Below are 17,087 nucleotides of genomic sequence, written 5' to 3'. Positions count from 1 at the left end.
GCTGTGGGGTGTCAGTGGACAACAGCAGCAGCGTCCTGTGGGCAAAGATTTTTTCCACAGGCCGTGGATCACTGTTTGCCACAAATCCCCAGGCCTGTGACCTGGGCTGATGGAGCATCGGCAGCGACTGCTGTGGAAGCAGTATGGACAACTTCTGGATCCCCAGGCTGTGGAGGGGAAAATCTCCCCAGATCTGTGGAGAAGAGGCCCGAGGCGGCAGGTATTCGAACACTGCGAACGCGTCGGGGCCGGGGGAGGGGGTCCGGAAGGACCTCGAACCTGCCTTGAACAGGCTTCGCAGGGGGCCGGGGATGCCTCGGACGGGCCTCGGACGGGCCTCGGGACGGGCATTCGGGCGTCGGCGGGGCGGTGGAGAGGCTCGGCGCGCGTGCGGAGGCCGTGAGCGCATCGCGCCCGCGCAGAAGCGCCGACGTACAGGGGCGCCCGCGGCGGACCCCGGCGAGGGCTCCACCGCAGGTGCCCCTGCGGGTACGTACGGCGTGTTCCAGGCGGCAGGGCCCGGCAGCCGGGCCCCGGCAACCAAGGGCCCCGGTGGTGCCCGGCCGGGCGGCGGCAAGGGCAGCGGGCCCAGTGGCGTGGCCCGGCCGGTCAGCCGTTCTTGATGCGGTTCGTGAGCTCGGTGACCTGGTTGTAGATGGACCGTCGCTCCGCCATCAGCGCGCGGATCTTCCGGTCCGCGTGCATCACCGTCGTGTGGTCGCGGCCACCGAACTGCGCCCCGATCTTGGGCAACGAGAGATCGGTCAGCTCACGGCACAGGTACATGGCGATCTGGCGGGCCGTCACCAGCACACGGCTGCGCGAGGTTCCGCAGAGATCGTCCACCGTCAGCCCGAAGTAGTCCGCGGTCGAGGCCATGATGGCCGTCGCCGTGATCTCCGGTGCCGTGTCCTCGCCGCCCGGGATCAGGTCCTTCAGCACGTGCTCGGTCAGCCCCAGGTCCACCGGCTGGCGGTTGAGGCTGGCGAACGCCGTGACCCGGATCAGTGCGCCCTCCAGCTCCCTGATGTTCCGGGAGATGCGGGAAGCGATGAACTCGAGGACCTCTGGCGGGGCGTTGAGCTGCTCCTGGACCGCCTTCTTGCGGAGGATGGCGATCCGCGTCTCCAGCTCCGGCGGCTGCACATCGGTGGTCAGCCCCCACTCGAAGCGGTTGCGCAACCGGTCCTCCAGGGTCACCAGCTGCTTGGGCGGCCGGTCCGAGGACAGCACGATCTGCTTGTTGGCGTTGTGGAGCGTGTTGAAGGTGTGGAAGAACTCCTCCTGCGTCGACTCCTTGCTCGCCAGGAACTGGATGTCGTCGACCAGCAGGATGTCCACGTCGCGGTACCGCTTGCGGAAGGTGTCGCCCTTGCCGTCGCGGATCGAGTTGATGAACTCGTTGGTGAACTCCTCGGAGCTCACGTACCGCACCCGGGTGCCCGGGTAGAGGCTGCGGGCGTAGTGCCCGATGGCGTGCAGCAGGTGCGTCTTCCCGAGCCCGGACTCCCCGTAGATGAAGAGCGGGTTGTATGCCTTGGCGGGGGCCTCGGCGACCGCGACCGCCGCGGCGTGCGCGAACCGGTTGGACGCGCCGATCACGAAGGTGTCGAAGAGGTACTTCGGATTCAGCCGCGCCGCCGGTTCCCCGGGGCCGGGTGCGGCGGCGGGCTGGGTTCCCATCGGCCCGGCCGCGCCGCCGGGCCGTCCGGTACCGGGGGTGGCGGGTCGGTGCGGGGCCTGGGCATCGGGCAGCTCGTGGCGCTCGGGCCGCTGCTGCTCGTAACCCTGGCGCTCGGGCGGCTGGGGCCGGTAGTCGTGCTGCTGGTGCCCGCCGGGGTACGGCTCGCGCCAATGGTCCGCGGCGGTGTCGCGCTCCTGGAAGGCACCGAGCCGGGGCTGCTGCCAGGAGAGGTCCTCCTGGGTGCGCGGCCACGCACCGGGGTCGCGGCGCTGCTGCTGGTAGTCGGGATAGGCGGGCCGGGCGGTCGGCATGCCGTCGTCCGAGGGCCGGTGGCCGTACCCGTCGTACGCGTCACCGTGCTGACGATCGTCGTGCGGGGGCCCCGGATAGCGCGGCGGCTGCGGCGGCTGGTGCATCGGAGGCGCGGGCGGGCTCGCGGGTTCCCCCGCGGAGTCGTCGACGGTGATCGCGATACGGATCGGGCGGCCGCACTCGCGGCTCAGCGTCTCGCTGATCAGTGGCGCCAGCCGGCCCTCCAGAACGCGCTTGCCCCACTCGTTGGGGACGGCGAGCAGCGCGGTGTCGGCGACCAGCGCGAGCGGCTGGCAGCGCTCGATCCACTGCTTGTCCTTCGGCTCGATGCCCTGCTGGCCCTCCCCGAGGAGCTGCTCCAGCACGCGTGGCCACACTGCGGCAAGATCGGCAGGTACGTCAGCCACAAAGCACGCTCTCTCGCTGGTCCCACGAATGTGTGGTTCTCGGGACGGGGTGGGTCGGTATGGGTGAGGACCGGCAGGCAGGAAGAAAAAGAACCGGAGTTCAGCCACGGTAGTCAGGGCGACCCGGGTCGTTCAAGTTGTTGTCCACAGCCTGTGCACAGTGGGGGGTCTCGCGGAGCTGGTTTGACCGGATGGCGTAGCCGCGCGTACCGTGACCAGGTCGAGTTGTCGATGGCTGCTGCCGCCTGCCTCCGATGGGCAAAGATCACGATCTGTGATCGTGAAGCGGTGCACTTGAGCGTTTACGCGAGTCTCTCGTGGGCGCACGGTGACAGCCAGACGACGTCCCGCCAAAACCCGAGTCATTTCTGGAGCCCCCGAGTGAGCAAGCGCACCTTCCAGCCGAACAACCGTCGTCGCGCGAAGACCCACGGCTTCCGGCTGCGGATGCGCACCCGTGCCGGCCGCGCGATTCTCGCGTCCCGCCGTGCCAAGGGTCGCGCCAACCTGTCCGCCTGATCGCTTACAGGTCATGACGTGCTGCCTACCGAGAATCGGCTGAGGCGGCGCGAGGACTTCGCGACCGCAGTACGCCGAGGACGCCGGGCTGGCCGCCCGCTCCTCGTCGTTCATCTACGCAGCGGTGCCACGGACCCGCACGTGACTGGGGAGGATGCTCCCCCGCCACGTGCGGGTTTCGTTGTCAGCAAAGCCGTGGGCGGGGCGGTCGTGCGCACGGCAGTGAAGCGCAGGCTTCGCCATCTGGTCCGCGAACGGCTGGCCCTGCTGCCCCCCGGTAGCCTGGTTGTCGTACGAGCGCTGCCCGGAGCGGGCGACGCCGAGCACGAACAACTGGCCCGAGACCTGGACGCCGCACTCCAGCGGCTGCTGGGAAGGGGCGCGCGATGAAGTACCCGCTGCTGGCTCTCATCAAGCTCTATCAGTGGACGATCAGCCCGCTTCTCGGGCCTGTCTGCCGTTACTACCCGTCGTGTTCCCACTATGGATATACGGCGATCGACCGGCACGGAGCGATCAAGGGAACCGCGCTGACGGCTTGGCGCATCCTGCGGTGCAATCCGTGGTCACCCGGTGGCGTGGACCATGTTCCACCGCGCAAACGTCCGCGTTGGCACGAACTGCTGCGCAACGCCATGCGCGGTGGCAAGGGCGGGGACTCCGCCGCTGATGTGCCTCCCGGAGGGTCGGTTTCCGAACCTTCGAGCCCGGCCGCAGAGACTTCGCCCAATGCTCAAGGAGCCTGATTAGTGGACACGATTGCCAGTCTGTTCAGCTTTATCACCTGGCCCGTCTCATGGGTCATCGTTCAGTTCCACAAGTTGTACGGAGCGATCTTCGGCGACAACACCGGCTGGGCCTGGGGCCTGTCCATCGTGTCCCTGGTGGTACTGATCCGGATCTGCCTGATCCCGCTCTTCGTGAAGCAGATCAAGTCGACCCGGAACATGCAGGTGCTCCAGCCGAAGATGAAGGCGATCCAGGATCGCTACAAGAACGACAAGCAGCGTCAGTCCGAAGAGATGATGAAGCTGTACAAGGAGACGGGCACCAACCCGCTCTCCTCGTGCCTTCCCATCCTCGCGCAGTCGCCGTTCTTCTTCGCCCTGTACCACGTGCTCTCGTCCATCGCCTCGGGCAAGACCATCGGGGTCATCGACCAGCCGCTGCTCGACAGCGCACGTCAGGCGCACATCTTCGGGGCTCCGCTCGCCGTCAAGTTCATGGACACCGAGGAGAAGGCCCAGGCTCTCGGCGCCTCTCTCACCGACGTCCGGGTCGTCACCGCGGTCATGATCGTGATGATGTCGGCGTCCCAGTTCTTCACCCAGCGCCAGCTGATGACGAAGAACGTCGACCTGACGGTCAAGACGCCGTTCATGCACCAGCAGAAGATGCTGATGTACATCTTCCCGGTGATCTTCGCCGTCATGGGCGTCAACTTCCCCGTCGGTGTCCTCGTGTACTGGCTGACCACCAACGTCTGGACCATGGGTCAGCAGATGTACGTGATCAACCAGAACCCGACCCCGGGCAGCAAGGCGCAGGACCAGTACCTCGGACGGCTGCTGAAGAGCATCAGCACCCATGGACAGGTCCGCGGCAGGACCAGGCGGAACATGATCAAGCGCATTGTGGCCAAGGGTCCTGACCGCAATGACATCGAGCGGAAGTTCATCACCGGCCTGGCGAAGCAGGGCTACGCCGCCCAGGAGGACGGCACGGTGATCAAGAGCGACACGGCTGTCGCCGAGGCCGAGGGCGGAGCCGCGCAGCGGCGCCAGCAGCCCAAGCGCCAGACCAAGGCCCAGCGTCAGACCGGTGCCGGTACGGCCCACTCGGCGGGAGCCAGGGCCGCCGGAAGCACTCCCGCGCGGGCCAAGGCTTCCCAGCAGAAGTCGGACACCTCGCAGGACGACACGTCCAAGCCGGCGGGCGAGGCCGCATCCGGCTCCTCACGCCAAGCCAAGTCCGGACAGCGCAAGGGTCCGCAGCGGCCCAAGCACCCGTCCAAGAAGTAAGAAGGAGTCCATCCGTGACGGAAGGCACCACCTCCACGGCCGCTGAGGGCAGCGACACCTTGACCCGCCTCGAGCAGGAGGGCGAGATCGCGGCGGACTACCTCGAGGGCCTGCTCGACATCGCCGATCTCGACGGCGACATCGACATGGACGTCGAGGCGGACCGGGCCGCGGTCTCGATCATCAGCGACTCGGCACGTGATCTGCAGAAGCTCGTGGGCCGCGACGGTGAGGTGCTGGAGGCGCTCCAGGAGCTGACGCGACTCGCCGTGCACCGGGAAACCGGTGACCGAAGCCGTCTGATGCTGGACATCGCCGGCTTCCGGGCCAAGAAGCGCGCCCAGCTCGCCGAACTGGGCGCCAAGGCCGCGGACGAGGTCAAGAGCACCGGTCAGCCGGTGAAGCTGGACCCGATGACGCCGTTCGAGCGCAAGGTCGTGCACGACGCGGTCGCGGCAGCCGGTCTGCGCAGCGAGTCCGAGGGCGAGGAGCCGCAGCGCTTCGTCGTCGTTCTCCCGGCCTGACCGGACCCTTGTTCTGTCGGCCCCGTCTGTTCGCAGACGGGGCCGATCTTTGTCAGCCTGATAGTCAGCCGGCCGCAGCGCGGTCGAGTGGTATGGAAGGACGGTTTCCGTGACGGCGGAAGTAGAGCTTCCCCAAGCGCCCGAGGGCGCGCGGGCGGTATTCGGTGACTTCTTCCCGGAGGCTGTCCGGTACGCGGAACTGCTGGCGGACGCCGGGGTGACGCGGGGACTGATCGGTCCGCGCGAGGTTCCTCGGCTGTGGGAGCGGCATCTGCTGAACTGCGCGGTGCTCTCCGAGGTCGTGCCCGAAGGCGTCACGGTCTGCGATGTGGGCTCTGGTGCGGGCCTTCCGGGGATTCCGCTGGCACTGGTGCGCCCCGACCTGAAGATCACTCTGCTGGAGCCTCTGCTGCGACGCACCAACTTCCTCCAGGAAGTCGTCGAACTGCTGGGACTGGATCATGTGACGGTGGTGCGCGGCCGGGCCGAGGAGGTTCTGGGAAAGGTCCAGCCGGTCCACGTGGTGACGGCTCGCGCCGTGGCGCCGCTCGATCGACTGGCCGGCTGGGGCGTTCCGCTCCTGCGCCCGTACGGAGAGATGCTGGCCCTCAAGGGCGACACCGCCGAGGAGGAGCTCAGTGGAGCGCGTGCCGCGCTGAGCAAGCTGGGTGTGGTGGAGACCGAGGTGCTGCACGTCGGTGAGGGCATCGTCGATCCCATGTCCACGGTTGTGCGGGTGGTGGTCGGGGAGAGTCCGGGCGGTGTGAGGTTCGCCGCGAAGAGGGCCAAGGCCGCGAGGACGAGCCGCGCGAGGCGTCGTCGCTGACACCCTCGGACGTGCCGCGGAAGCGCCGGTTGCTCAGAGTCGGGCAGCTTGGAGGGGCGGCCCGGCACGTCGCCGTACGCACGTGATGCGGAGTGTCGTGCCCCTGTAGCTACGCTGCAGGGGCATCGTGTTTCACGTGAAACGTCGCTCTCTGCTGCAGGGGATCATCAGCCGCGGTCGCGCCGCTGCCGCACCGCGGCATCGCAGGCCCGTTAGGGCTACGGAGTTGTCCACAGAAGTGGATTCGTCCACAGAAGAGCGGGCCTCGCTGGTTCACGACCCCGAAAGCATGGCAGGCTCTGTTCATTGCGAGCCTGAAGTCGAGGAGAGTGAATCCTTGCGGTCCGACGCCAACATCGCGGGACCGATGACCGACCCGGTCCCCGGTCCCAGAACCGAATCGGCGGGGGAGGGTGTTTCACGTGAAACACCGCCGCCGATGGATGACACACCCATCGGTCGTGCGGCACAGCTGGCGGTCGAGGCCATCGGCCGCGCCGGCGAGGGACTGCCCCGCCCCGACCGGACACGCATCATGGTGGTGGCCAACCAGAAGGGCGGCGTGGGCAAGACGACCACGACGGTCAACCTCGCTGCTTCCCTCGCGCTTCACGGCGCACGCGTTCTGGTGATCGATCTCGACCCACAGGGGAACGCCTCTACCGCCCTGGGGATCGATCACCACGCCGAAGTCCCCTCCATCTATGACGTCTTGGTGGAGAGCAGGCCCCTGTCCGAGGTGGTTCAGCCCGTTCAGGACGTCGAGGGCCTCTTCTGTGCTCCCGCCACCATCGATCTCGCCGGTGCAGAGATCGAACTGGTGTCGCTGGTGGCGCGGGAGAGCCGGCTCCAGCGAGCGATCCAGGCGTACGAGCAGCCGTTGGACTACATCCTGATCGACTGCCCGCCCTCGCTCGGTCTGCTGACGGTCAACGCCCTGGTCGCCGGTGCGGAGGTACTGATCCCCATCCAGTGCGAGTACTACGCACTGGAAGGGCTCGGCCAGCTGCTGCGCAACGTGGATCTGGTGCGTGGACATCTCAATCCCGAGCTTCATGTGTCGACGATTCTGCTCACCATGTACGACGGCAGGACCAGGCTCGCGTCGCAGGTCGCGGAGGAGGTGCGGACCCACTTCGGCAAGGAGGTGCTGCGCACCAACATCCCCCGGTCGGTGCGTATTTCGGAGGCACCGAGTTACGGGCAGACCGTGCTGACCTATGACCCGGGTTCGAGCGGGTCGCTGTCCTACCTCGAAGCGGCGCGTGAGATCGCCCTGCGAGGTGTTGGGGTGCAGTACGAGGCCCGGCATGCCCATGCGGGCAGCGGGAACAGCCAGCAGAGCAATTCGGAGGGGATTCAGTGAGTGAGCGTCGTAGAGGGTTGGGGCGTGGGCTGGGTGCCCTGATTCCCGCCGCTCCGCAGGAGAAGCAGGTGCCGGGAGCGGCCTCTGCCGGTGCGGGCCCTGTCGTGGCGCCGGGTCGTGGCGTGGCTGCCGCAAAGGTGGCCTCTCTGACGTCCGCGCCGGTTGTGCCGGAGCCCAGTGCGCCGGTTTCGGAATCCGTGGCGGCCGTGGAAGCGGTGGGTGTCGATGGGGCGTATTTCGCCGAGATTCCGCTCGGCGCCCTCACGCCCAATCCGCGTCAGCCCCGCGAGGTGTTCGACGAGGACGCGCTCGCCGAACTGGTGACGTCCATCAAGGAAGTGGGCCTTCTCCAGCCCGTCGTCGTCCGGAAGGCAGGGCCGGACCGCTATGAGCTCATCATGGGGGAGCGGCGCTGGAGGGCGTGCCGGGAGGCGGGACTGGAGCGGATCCCCGCCATCGTCCGGGCCACGGAGGACGAGAAGCTTCTGCTGGACGCTCTCCTGGAGAACCTCCATCGGGCTCAGTTGAACCCCTTGGAGGAGGCGGCGGCGTACGACCAGCTGCTCAAGGACTTCAAGTGCACGCATGACCAGCTGGCCGACCGGATCGGACGTTCCCGCCCGCAGGTCTCCAACACCTTGCGCCTGCTGAGGCTGTCGCCGCAGGTTCAACGGAGAGTCGCGGCCGGGGTGTTGTCGGCCGGACACGCGCGGGCGCTGCTCTCCGTGGACGACTCGGAGGAGCAGGACAAGCTGGCGCATCGCATCGTGGCCGAAGGCCTGTCGGTGCGTGCGGTCGAAGAGATCGTGACGCTGATGGGCTCCACGTCCGCGGCTTCCGCCAAGTCCAAGGGGCCGCGGCCCGGTGGCCGAGTGTCGCCGGCGCTGTCCGAGCTCGCCTCCCGCCTGTCGGATCGCTTCGAGACCAGGGTGAAGGTCGACCTCGGGCAGAAGAAGGGGAAGATCGTCGTCGAGTTCGCGTCCATGGAGGATCTCGACCGCATCCTCGGCAGCCTGGCACCGGGCGAGGGCCGGGTGCTGGACCGGGAGGCCGAGGAGAGCGCCGAGGGCGACGAGGCCTGAGCCGGGACAGAAGAAGAGGGCGGGCTGTGCTCCGGAAGATACCGGAACTCGGCCCGCCCTTTGCTTTCTCACGGTGTCGGCTTGATCCTGCGGTGGATACGATGCGTTCTGGTACGGCCCATCCGGCTTGAGCCGCCTCGGCGGAGCGGGGCCGCGACCGGCGAGTCGCGGCCGATCAGTGACGGTGGAGGCTGGACTCGGGCGCTGTCGGAGGGCTCGCCGGTGGTCCACTTCCGCTCCCGTTCCACGTGCGCGGCGCACTCATGGTCGTACGCGATGCGGCAGGCGAAGGAAGCGAGGAACAGCCTTCATGGGGCGACGGCTCGTACCGCTCACACTGGACAATCTCTCCGATCTACCCAAGCGTTGCCGCACATGCGTCTTCTGGGAGCTTGATCCGGTCAGTGGGGATGCCGCGGTGAAGGCGGGAACGCCAGAGCTGGAGAAGGAAGCGTGGATCTCCGCCGTTCTGCTGGAGTGGGGATCGTGCGGCCGTGTTGTCTATGTCGACGATGTGCCGGTGGGCTTTGTGCTCTACGCGCCGCCGGCCTATGTGCCGCGGTCGATGGCGTTTCCGACGAGTCCGGTCTCTGCCGACGCCGTGCAGCTGATGACCGCGTGGATCACTCCCGGGTATCAGGGGCAGGGGCTGGGCCGGGTGATGGTGCAGACCGTCGCCAAGGATCTGCTGCGTCGGGGGTTCAAGGCGATCGAGGCTTTCGGGGACGCCCGTTGGAAGGAACCGGCCTGTGTGCTTCCCGCGGATCACCTTCTCGCGGTCGGTTTCAAGACTGTGCGGCCCCATCCTGTTCATCCGCGGCTGAGACTGGAACTCAGGGCGACTCTGTCCTGGAAGGAGGACGTCGAGCTGGCACTGGACAGGTTGCTGGGAGCCGTTCAGAAGGAGCCGGCTCTACGGCCGCTGTGATCCATTTGCTGTGATCCGGGATCCTGGAGCAAAGCGAAACGGTCCGTCCCTCAGGGGACGGACCGTTTCACGTGAAACAACGAACGACTGCCTTATTCGCTGATGAAGCTCTCAAGGTCGCGGAGGATCGCAGCCTTCGGCTTGGCGCCGACGATGGTCTTGGCGACCTCGCCGTCCTGGTAGACGTTCAGGGTCGGGATGGACATGACGCCGTACTTGGCGGCCGTGCCGGGGTTCTCGTCGATGTTGAGCTTGACGATCTCGATCTGGTCGCCGTGCTCGGCGGCGATGGCCTCCAGAGACGGCGCGATCTGGCGGCACGGACCGCACCAGGCGGCCCAGAAGTCCACCAGGACGGGCTTCTCGTTCTTCAGGACGACCTCGTCGAAGGTGTCGTCGGTCACGTTCTTCAGGGCGCCGGCCACGGCGGTCTCCTTAACTACTTGGGGTGTGGGGTGTGGGACGTGGGTCAGGCGGCCGCCGCTGCGGCCTTCTCCTCGTCGGCGAGCGCGGCGAGGAAGCGCTCGGCGTCGAGAGCGGCGGAGCAGCCCGTGCCGGCGGCGGTGATCGCCTGCCGGTAGGTGTGGTCGACAACATCACCGGCGCCGAATACACCGGTCAGGTTGGTGCGGGTCGAGGGGGCGTCGACCTTGAGGTAGCCCTCGTCGTCGAGGTCGAGCTGTCCCTTGAAAAGTTCGGTGCGCGGGTCGTGGCCCACCGCGATGAACAGGCCGGTCACCGCGATCTCCGAGGTCTCGCCGGTCTTGGTGTTCCGAAGGGTGAGGCCGGAGAGCTTCTGATCGCCGTGGATCTCGGCAACCTCGCTGTCCCAGGCGAACTTGATCTTCGGGTCGGCGAAGGCGCGCTCCTGCATGGTCTTGGACGCGCGCAGCGTGTCGCGGCGGTGGACGATGGTGACCGACTTGGCGAAGCGGGAGAGGAAGGTCGCCTCCTCCATCGCGGTGTCACCACCGCCGACCACAGCGATGTCCTGGTCCTTGAAGAAGAAGCCGTCGCAGGTGGCGCACCAGGAGACACCGCGTCCGGAGAGGATGTCCTCGTTGGGGAGGCCGAGCTTGCGGTGCTGCGATCCGGTCGCCACGATGATGGCCTTCGCGCGGTGGACCGTGCCCGCCGTGTCGGTGACCGTCTTGATGTCACCGTCGAGGTTCACGGAGACGATGTCGTCGGGGACGAGCTCGGCGCCGAAGCGCTCGGCCTGGGCGCGCATGTTGTCCATGAGCTCGGGGCCCATGATCCCGTCCTGGAAGCCCGGGAAGTTCTCCACATCGGTGGTGTTCATCAGCGCGCCGCCTGCGGTGACGGCGCCCTCGAAGACCAGCGGCTTCAGCGAGGCACGTGCGGTGTAAAGGGCGGCCGTGTAGCCCGCGGGGCCGGAGCCGATGATGATCACGTTACGGACGTCGCTCACGGGTTTCTTCCTCGTCTCTGCAGACTGCCTACGGTCCACGCCTACTGGGGGCCAGTTCAACGACTCCCACCCCACCCAACGGATCCTACGGGGGATGCATTCCCATCGTGGTGGGGCCGCGTCGGAGGCCTTTCTCAGGGGCGTGCGTAGGTGTGGGTGAGCAGCAGCTTCCCCTTGGTGGCGCCCTTGTCCTGGGTACAGGCCGCGTCGACGACGTATGCCTGGACGCGGGTCGGTTCGGAACGGTGGGGGAGGACGACGAGGAAGGCGTCCGTGCCTTCGTAGGTGCCCGCTTCCACGGCGAGGGCCGGGGTGTCACGGCCGATGCCCTGCTGGATGCAGACCGGTACGGAGGTGGCCGACGTGCGCAGGGGTGTTTGAGGTGCCTCGGACGCGGAAGGGGCGTTCCCGGGCGGTGATTCAGCCATGACGGACGGCGGCTGCTGCTCGGCGTCGATGCCGTCCGGAGCAGATGGCCTCCTGTCGGCGTGCCGGAGAAGCGTGCGCACACTTCCTTCAAGGGTGGATTCCGAGAAGGCCGAGGTCTCGCTGGGTGTGGAGTCGGAGCTGCGGTTCGCCGACTTGGTCGCTGCGGTGTCTTGGGACGTCTGGTCGTTCTGCAACAGGAGGATGCCCAGCCCGATGACGGCCGTGCCGAGAGCGGCACCGAGCACGGTCGAGCGGCGCCGGTGCCGGGTGGGGCGACGTCCGGGGCCTGTGGCAGCCCCGGGGCGCCCTGCGGGGCGGTCCTGGGCCGAGTTCTCCTTGTCGGGTCTCGTCGCCGCGGCCGGCCGTGTTTCACGTGAAACATGTGCCGAGGGACCGGAGACTGTGGTGTCGAGGGCCGCGGCGGCGAGTGCGGCGTCGATACGGTCCGCGACATCGTCGGGCATGCGCTGTGGAGCAGGCACGGTGCCGAGCAGTTCACGGATCTCGATGAGCGAGACGCGGACGTTGTCACAGGGCTCGCACTCGTCCATGTGCTCGCGCACTTCGTCCGCGCGTGCCGACGGGAGGAGCCCTTCCGTGAGGTCGGAGATCTCCGAAACATCCGGATGCCCGCTTGTGTCGGTCGATGTCATGCCTGTCCACCTCCGCCCTTCACCGCGGCAGGATCGCTTGTGCCCGTGTCTTTCGGCCCCGATGCGGGTGGGACGGATGCACGGGGCGTCCGGTTCCTTTCCCTGGCGGGCCCCGTCGCGTTCATGTCTCCGTCGCGGAGATGGGCGAGTAGGGGAGCGAGCCGGGCCCTGCCGCGCGCGCAACGACTCTTCACCGTGCCGGTGGGCACATCGAGGATGCGCGCGGCCTCGGCCACCGGATATCCCTGCATGTCCACGAGGACGAGTGCCGCGCGCTGCTCGGCGGGAAGAGTGGAGAGCGCGGCCAGGAGCTCGCGGTGCAGATCCTGACGTTCCGCCGGTGCCTCCGCAGACTCGTGCGGTTCGAGGAGCTGCTCGAACCGTTCCGCGTCGTCGACCGGTGAGGTCTTGCGGGAGGCCGCCTTGCGCACCCGGTCGAGACAGGCGTTGACGGTGATGCGGTGCAGCCAGGTGGTGACGGCCGACTGTCCGCGGAAGGTGTGCGCGGCGCGGAAGGCGGAGACCAGGGCGTCCTGGACGGCGTCGGCCGCTTCCTCGCGGTCGCCCAGGGTGCGCAGCGCCACGGCCCACAGCCGGTCGCGATGGCGGCGTACCAGCTCGCCGAAGGCGTCGGGATCCCCAGCGATGTGGCGGGACATAAGCGTAGTGTCTGTGGAGCCGAAATCACCGGAGTCATTATCCATTCATTTCCCACTATTCCGCGCGCAGGAGGCTTCTGTGTCGTTAAATGAACCCGCCTAGCCTCAATGCCGTGTAGTTAGGGTTTGCCGGGAAACAAGCCGTCGCTTTCGGCTCTGAGGCTCGTTGCCCTGGTATGGGGAGTCCGGAAGGGATCGAGGCTGGGCGCGACACCTACCCGCGCTCGCACCGTCTGCTGATCACGGCGGACGCGGGCGGTTCCAACGGCTACCGTACCCGGGCCTGGAAGGCCGAGCTGGCCGCGCTGGCTGTCGAGGCCGGCCTGGAGAGCACCGTGTGTCATCACTTTCCTCCGGGTACATCCAAGTGGAACCGAATCGAGCACCGACTGTTCTCCCGCATCACGATGAACTGGCGGGGCAGGCCGCTGACCAGCCATGAAGCCATCGTGAACAGGATCGCAGCGACCACCACCCGCACGGGACTGACAGTCCGCGCCGAACTCGACACCGCCATCTGCGAGACCGGCGTCCGCATCAGTGACGGGCAGCTGAACGCCCTGCCACTGAGCCGCCATGACTGGCACGGCGACTGGAACTACACCCTCCGTCCCCAGGAATACCGCCGGGACGGCGTTCTTCCGATCCCGCCCCAGAACGAAGCTGGCCCCGGCCGCGACTGGCTGACCCATCCCGCCCTCACCGGCATCCCGCACGAGCAATGAGACTCGCTGGTCACCGAGTTGGCAGCGGCCCGCGCGGCCCAGCGGGAAGCAGACCTCCATCAGCGACGCGGCGGTGACCGGCAGAAAGCCCCTGCCGCTGGTCTCTACACCGATCGACGCCCGTCACCCCCAACCCGGGGTTCCGCCTGCCTCCAGCTTCAACCGGTCACTGCGATGACCAGCGGCGGGTTCTCCCTCCCGCTCGATTCCTCAGCGCCTCGTGGCGCACAGCCGGTGTCATCGAAGATCAGCACCCCAGCTGGATCGCCGAGTCTCTCGGCAACGTATTCCTGCAGGTCGTCCCGCAGTCCGTCGGGATCCCAGCAAGCCCTGCTCAGCAGGTGCTGCAACCCTGAAGGGGTTCGGTGACCGGCCTGCTCGGCCAGCTGCCAGCTGTTCTTCCGACCCACAGGTGCGAGCAGGCCGTGCACGTAGGCCCGCATTCGCCGCCGCAGGTCCACCCGGCACCAGGCTGCACATCGTCTTGCGTGACAAGCACAACGGACGATCGCACGCGAGGTCACGAACTCACCCAACCTGACGGTACGTCAGCCGAGTACACTCAGATACATGCTCCTGACCAGCAAGAATAGCAAACTGCGACTGGAGTACTAGTACTCCAGTCTGACTTCGTGACCTTGTCGTGTACTCGACTGGGAACAGGTACGGCCACCGCGTGATCACCGGGGGCTGACCGCTCTGCGGCGTGTGGGTCGACGGAAGCCGAGGGAAGAGGGTGGGCCCGGTCCGGGTGGTGAACGTAGGGTGCGAACTCCCTGACTCCGGACGGCAAAAGAAAAGATGATCTCGTTTGTTGCATGGTATTGACGTTACTCAAGGGAAGAAGGCGCATGCGTAATTCGATGAAGCTAATGAGTGTGACGAGCGCGGCTGTGCTGGGAGCGCTCGGTATCGCTGTGGCCCCGGCCAATGCCGCGACCGAGTCCACCACGGTGAAGGCCGCTGCCTCCTGCTACATCTACAACGTCTCCGGTAGCACTCTCAACGTCCGTAGTGGGCCTGGAGCGAAGTACACCCTCATCGGCACGATTGCGGCCGGCGGCAAACTGCCCTGCGGTACCGATAAGGACAGCGTCACCAGGGGCCAGAGCTACACCTCATGCGGTGGGGGCAATGGCTGGATGACTGTGAAGATCAACGGGCGAGACGGATGGGTCGCCGAAGAGTGTGTGGGCGTCGGCGTCTGATGTAACGATAAGCGGCTGCCCCGGCCCGATGGGATGCTGTTGGCTAATTCGGGGCCTGCGTGATGTTGGTCTCCAAGACACAGTTGTGGTCTTGGAGACCAACGTTGCTGTAGGGGGAGAGTGTAGATGTCGATGCGGCCGGTGGCACTGGGGGAAATCCCAGAGGAGACGGCACGGGTTGCGAAAGCGGCTTTCCTCAAGGGCAGCTTGGCGATCCGGGTCGGGGACGAGCTGGGCACGTTGTCACCGACGAGCAGTTCGCCGACTTGTTTCCGTCCCGGGGCAGGCCAGCCGGGGCGACTGACTCTGGTCCCGGTGCTGCAGTTCGTGGAGGGACTGACCGACCGGCAGGCCGCGGAAGCGGTGTGAGCTCGGATCGACTTCAAATACGCGCTCGGGCTCGAGCTGACCGATCCTGGCTTCGACTTCTCAGTGCTCTCGGAGTTCCGGGACCGCCTCATCGAGGCAGAGGACGGGCGGCGAGTGATGGACGGCATCCTGGCCGCGGCCAGAGAAAAGCACCTGCTTGTCGGTGGCGGGAAGGCGCGGACGGACTCCCCCCATGTGCTGACTGCGGTGCGAGACCTGCGCTGACTGGAGATGGTCTCGGAGCCGTTACGCGCAGCGTTGAACGCACTGACTCAGGCATCGCCGAGTGGCTGGAGCAGAGGGCCGAGCCGGACTGGTTCCGGCACTACGCCACCCGGGTTGAGGACTCCTGCTTCTCCAAGGCACGCGCCAAGCGGGAAGTGACCGGTCGGCGGATCGGCGCCGACGGCATGCGGCTGCTCCAGGCCGTGACCTCGCCAGACGTTCCCTGCCAGCTGCGCGCCCTGCCGAAGGTTGAGACGCTGCGACAGATCTGGGTCCTGCACTCTCACCTGGTCGATGGCGAGCGCAGCGAAGGGGCCCAAAAAGGCAGCCCGCCAGGCACACAACGCCTGGTCACCCCCTATGACACCGACACCTGCACCGGCTCCAAGCGCGACCTGGACTGGGACGGCTACAAGGTCCATCTCACCGAAACGTGGCCCTGACCTCCCGCACCTGATTACGAACGTGGTGACGACCCTTGCGGCGGTCAATGACGATCGCATGGCGGCGGTGGTACGCAGGGGAGTGTGGTGTCGTAGGGGCTGACGGCGGGTTGCCTGCTGCGGTATCACCAGGGGTATGCGGTGTCCACAAGGGGGCGGGCTGACCGCCGAGCGTCAGGAGTTTCGCGAGGGGTTACGGCTTCAGGCGGTCGAGAGGTTCGCCGGGGGTGAGGCGAGTTCGGTGATCGCGAAAGACCTGCGGGTCAGTGTCCGCTCGGTGCAGCGATGGCGGCGGACATGGGCGGAGGGCGGTCCGCGGGCTCTGCGATCGCAGGGACCGGCATCGCTGCCGAGGCTGAGCGAGGAGCAGTTCGTGCAGCTGGGGCCGGAGCTGGCCAAGAGGCCAGCCGCGCATGGGTGGGAGGACCAGCGGTGGACGCTGGCGCGGGTCAAGACGGTGATCGGCCGGCGTTTCCACCTGACCTACACGATCCAGGGCGTGCGCAAGCTCCTGTTGCGTAACGGCTGGTCCTGCCAGGTCCCGGCCCGGCGCGCGATGGAGCGGGACGACGAGGCGGTGGCCGGTTGGGTGAAGGAGGTGTGGCCGTGAGCGGAAGGCTCGCGGCGGCCCGTGGAGCCTGGCTCGTCTTCGAGGACGAAGCCGGATTCTCCATGACGCCGCCGCACGCGAAAACCCGGTCGCGCAGGGGCCGCACTCCAGTGGTGCGGGTCCGTGGCCGCTCCCGCAGACGGGTGTCGATCGCCGCACTGACCTGCTACAAATCCGGTCACCGGTCCCGGCTGATCTACCGGCCGAAAAGGGACGACGGGCGGCGTGACGGACGCAAGAGTTTCTCCTGGCGTGACTACCGGGACCTGCTGATCGCAGCCCATCGGCAACTCGGCGGCCCGATCGTGCTCGTCTGGGACAACCTCAAGTGCGCCACGAGGCGCCACGGAATCGAGTGGGGGTGAAAGGACCTCACCGCCGAACGGTCGCAGCCGTCCGGTGAAGCTGAGGGCAGCCGCCTCCTGGGAACGCAGGTGGCAGTGGGAAGCAGCCCTGACAACGACGGGACGGGTCGGCACTGTCAGACGGCCCGGGTCCGGCAAGCAGCGAGGAGAAGGTGTACGAGAGGAACCGCTGTCCGACGCCCCGTAAGTGTCCCGCTCGGCTCAAATCTGATGGATACGGGCCGGGTTGCAGCGCGTGAGCCGTCACTCATCTGGGTGGCGTTCAACTCCGAAGCCGGTTTTGAGGCCCGGTGGGGAGGC

15 protein-coding genes and 5 pseudogenes are annotated in these 17,087 nt (G+C 67.2%); 14 read left to right on the top strand and 6 right to left on the bottom strand.

What is annotated here, in order from left to right; all coding sequences use genetic code 11:
- Positions 1 to 609 precede the first annotated feature (609 nt).
- Positions 610 to 2,403, bottom strand: coding sequence for a chromosomal replication initiator protein DnaA (gene dnaA / locus AB0E67_RS25655; RefSeq protein WP_362030884.1), 1,794 nt, complete (start codon positions 2,401 to 2,403; stop codon positions 610 to 612).
- 381 nt (positions 2,404 to 2,784) lie between these two features.
- On the opposite strand from dnaA, the gene rpmH reads away from it, so the two are divergent.
- From rpmH to AB0E67_RS25610, 9 genes are all read left to right on the top strand, one after another.
- Positions 2,785 to 2,922, top strand: coding sequence for a 50S ribosomal protein L34 (gene rpmH / locus AB0E67_RS25650; protein ID WP_073790753.1), 138 nt, complete (start codon positions 2,785 to 2,787; stop codon positions 2,920 to 2,922).
- 18 nt (positions 2,923 to 2,940) lie between these two features.
- Entirely contained in the window at positions 2,941 to 3,312 is a 372-nt protein-coding gene (gene rnpA / locus AB0E67_RS25645) for a ribonuclease P protein component (RefSeq protein ID WP_073790755.1), read from the top strand.
- The gene (gene yidD / locus AB0E67_RS25640; protein ID WP_073790757.1) at positions 3,309 to 3,668 is read left to right on the top strand and encodes a membrane protein insertion efficiency factor YidD; all 360 of its coding nucleotides are present in this window, start codon (positions 3,309 to 3,311) and stop codon (positions 3,666 to 3,668) included. The genes rnpA and yidD overlap by 4 nt, the downstream gene beginning before the upstream one ends.
- A 3-nt stretch (positions 3,669 to 3,671) precedes the next feature.
- Positions 3,672 to 4,943, top strand: a complete 1,272-nt coding sequence (yidC, locus tag AB0E67_RS25635) for a membrane protein insertase YidC (protein WP_362030881.1) — start codon at positions 3,672 to 3,674, stop codon at positions 4,941 to 4,943.
- 14 nt (positions 4,944 to 4,957) lie between these two features.
- Positions 4,958 to 5,467 (top strand): R3H domain-containing nucleic acid-binding protein, encoded by a 510-nt coding sequence (locus AB0E67_RS25630; protein ID WP_362030879.1) that lies wholly within the window; start codon positions 4,958 to 4,960, stop codon positions 5,465 to 5,467.
- 109 nt (positions 5,468 to 5,576) lie between these two features.
- A complete protein-coding gene (gene rsmG / locus AB0E67_RS25625; protein ID WP_362030877.1) occupies positions 5,577 to 6,293 on the top strand; it encodes a 16S rRNA (guanine(527)-N(7))-methyltransferase RsmG in 717 nt (238 codons plus the stop codon).
- Positions 6,294 to 6,582: 289 nt separating this feature from the next.
- Entirely contained in the window at positions 6,583 to 7,659 is a 1,077-nt protein-coding gene (locus AB0E67_RS25620; RefSeq protein WP_351517601.1) for a ParA family protein, read from the top strand.
- Positions 7,656 to 8,741, top strand: coding sequence for a ParB/RepB/Spo0J family partition protein (locus AB0E67_RS25615; RefSeq protein WP_362030875.1), 1,086 nt, complete (start codon positions 7,656 to 7,658; stop codon positions 8,739 to 8,741). Before AB0E67_RS25620 ends, AB0E67_RS25615 begins: the two co-directional genes overlap by 4 nt.
- Before the next feature lie 310 nt (positions 8,742 to 9,051).
- Positions 9,052 to 9,669, top strand: a complete 618-nt coding sequence (locus AB0E67_RS25610; protein ID WP_362030873.1) for a GNAT family N-acetyltransferase — start codon at positions 9,052 to 9,054, stop codon at positions 9,667 to 9,669.
- A gap of 92 nt (positions 9,670 to 9,761) precedes the next feature.
- Here AB0E67_RS25610 and trxA read toward each other — a convergent pair whose 3' ends face one another.
- The 4 genes from trxA to sigM form a co-directional block, all read right to left on the bottom strand.
- Complete coding sequence (gene trxA / locus AB0E67_RS25605; protein ID WP_362030871.1) at positions 9,762 to 10,094, bottom strand: thioredoxin; 333 nt, start codon at positions 10,092 to 10,094, stop codon at positions 9,762 to 9,764.
- A gap of 44 nt (positions 10,095 to 10,138) precedes the next feature.
- The gene (gene trxB / locus AB0E67_RS25600; RefSeq protein ID WP_362030869.1) at positions 10,139 to 11,101 is read right to left on the bottom strand and encodes a thioredoxin-disulfide reductase; all 963 of its coding nucleotides are present in this window, start codon (positions 11,099 to 11,101) and stop codon (positions 10,139 to 10,141) included.
- Positions 11,102 to 11,235: 134 nt separating this feature from the next.
- A complete protein-coding gene (locus tag AB0E67_RS25595; protein ID WP_362030867.1) occupies positions 11,236 to 12,183 on the bottom strand; it encodes a zf-HC2 domain-containing protein in 948 nt (315 codons plus the stop codon).
- A complete protein-coding gene (gene sigM / locus AB0E67_RS25590) occupies positions 12,180 to 12,887 on the bottom strand; it encodes an RNA polymerase sigma factor SigM (protein ID WP_362030865.1) in 708 nt (235 codons plus the stop codon). The genes AB0E67_RS25595 and sigM overlap by 4 nt, the downstream gene beginning before the upstream one ends.
- Positions 12,888 to 13,045: 158 nt before the next feature.
- Between sigM and AB0E67_RS25585 the strand changes: the two are divergent.
- Positions 13,046 to 13,456 (top strand): annotated as a pseudogene (locus AB0E67_RS25585) (ISAzo13 family transposase); the annotation flags it as partial.
- Positions 13,457 to 13,797: 341 nt separating this feature from the next.
- On the opposite strand, the pseudogene AB0E67_RS25580 reads toward AB0E67_RS25585, so the two are convergent.
- Positions 13,798 to 14,091, bottom strand: a pseudogene (locus tag AB0E67_RS25580) (transposase); the annotation flags it as partial.
- A 327-nt stretch (positions 14,092 to 14,418) separates the two neighbouring features.
- On the opposite strand from AB0E67_RS25580, the gene AB0E67_RS25575 reads away from it, so the two are divergent.
- The 4 genes and pseudogenes from AB0E67_RS25575 to AB0E67_RS25560 all read left to right on the top strand — a co-directional run.
- Positions 14,419 to 14,775: an SH3 domain-containing protein gene (locus tag AB0E67_RS25575; protein WP_362030863.1), complete on the top strand. Its 357-nt coding sequence runs from the start codon at positions 14,419 to 14,421 to the stop codon at positions 14,773 to 14,775.
- Positions 14,776 to 14,901: 126 nt separating this feature from the next.
- Positions 14,902 to 15,876 (top strand): annotated as a pseudogene (locus AB0E67_RS25570) (transposase); the annotation flags it as partial.
- Between the two features lie 72 nt (positions 15,877 to 15,948).
- Positions 15,949 to 16,488 (top strand): annotated as a pseudogene (locus AB0E67_RS25565) (winged helix-turn-helix domain-containing protein).
- Positions 16,485 to 16,748 (top strand): annotated as a pseudogene (locus AB0E67_RS25560) (IS630 family transposase); the annotation flags it as partial. The pseudogenes AB0E67_RS25565 and AB0E67_RS25560, both read left to right, overlap by 4 nt.
- Positions 16,749 to 17,087 lie beyond the last annotated feature (339 nt).

The organism is Streptomyces sp. NPDC032161 (assembly GCF_040636995.1).
Taxonomy (GTDB): Bacteria; Actinomycetota; Actinomycetes; order Streptomycetales; family Streptomycetaceae; genus Streptomyces.
This window is presented reverse-complemented; position numbering and strand designations above follow the sequence as displayed.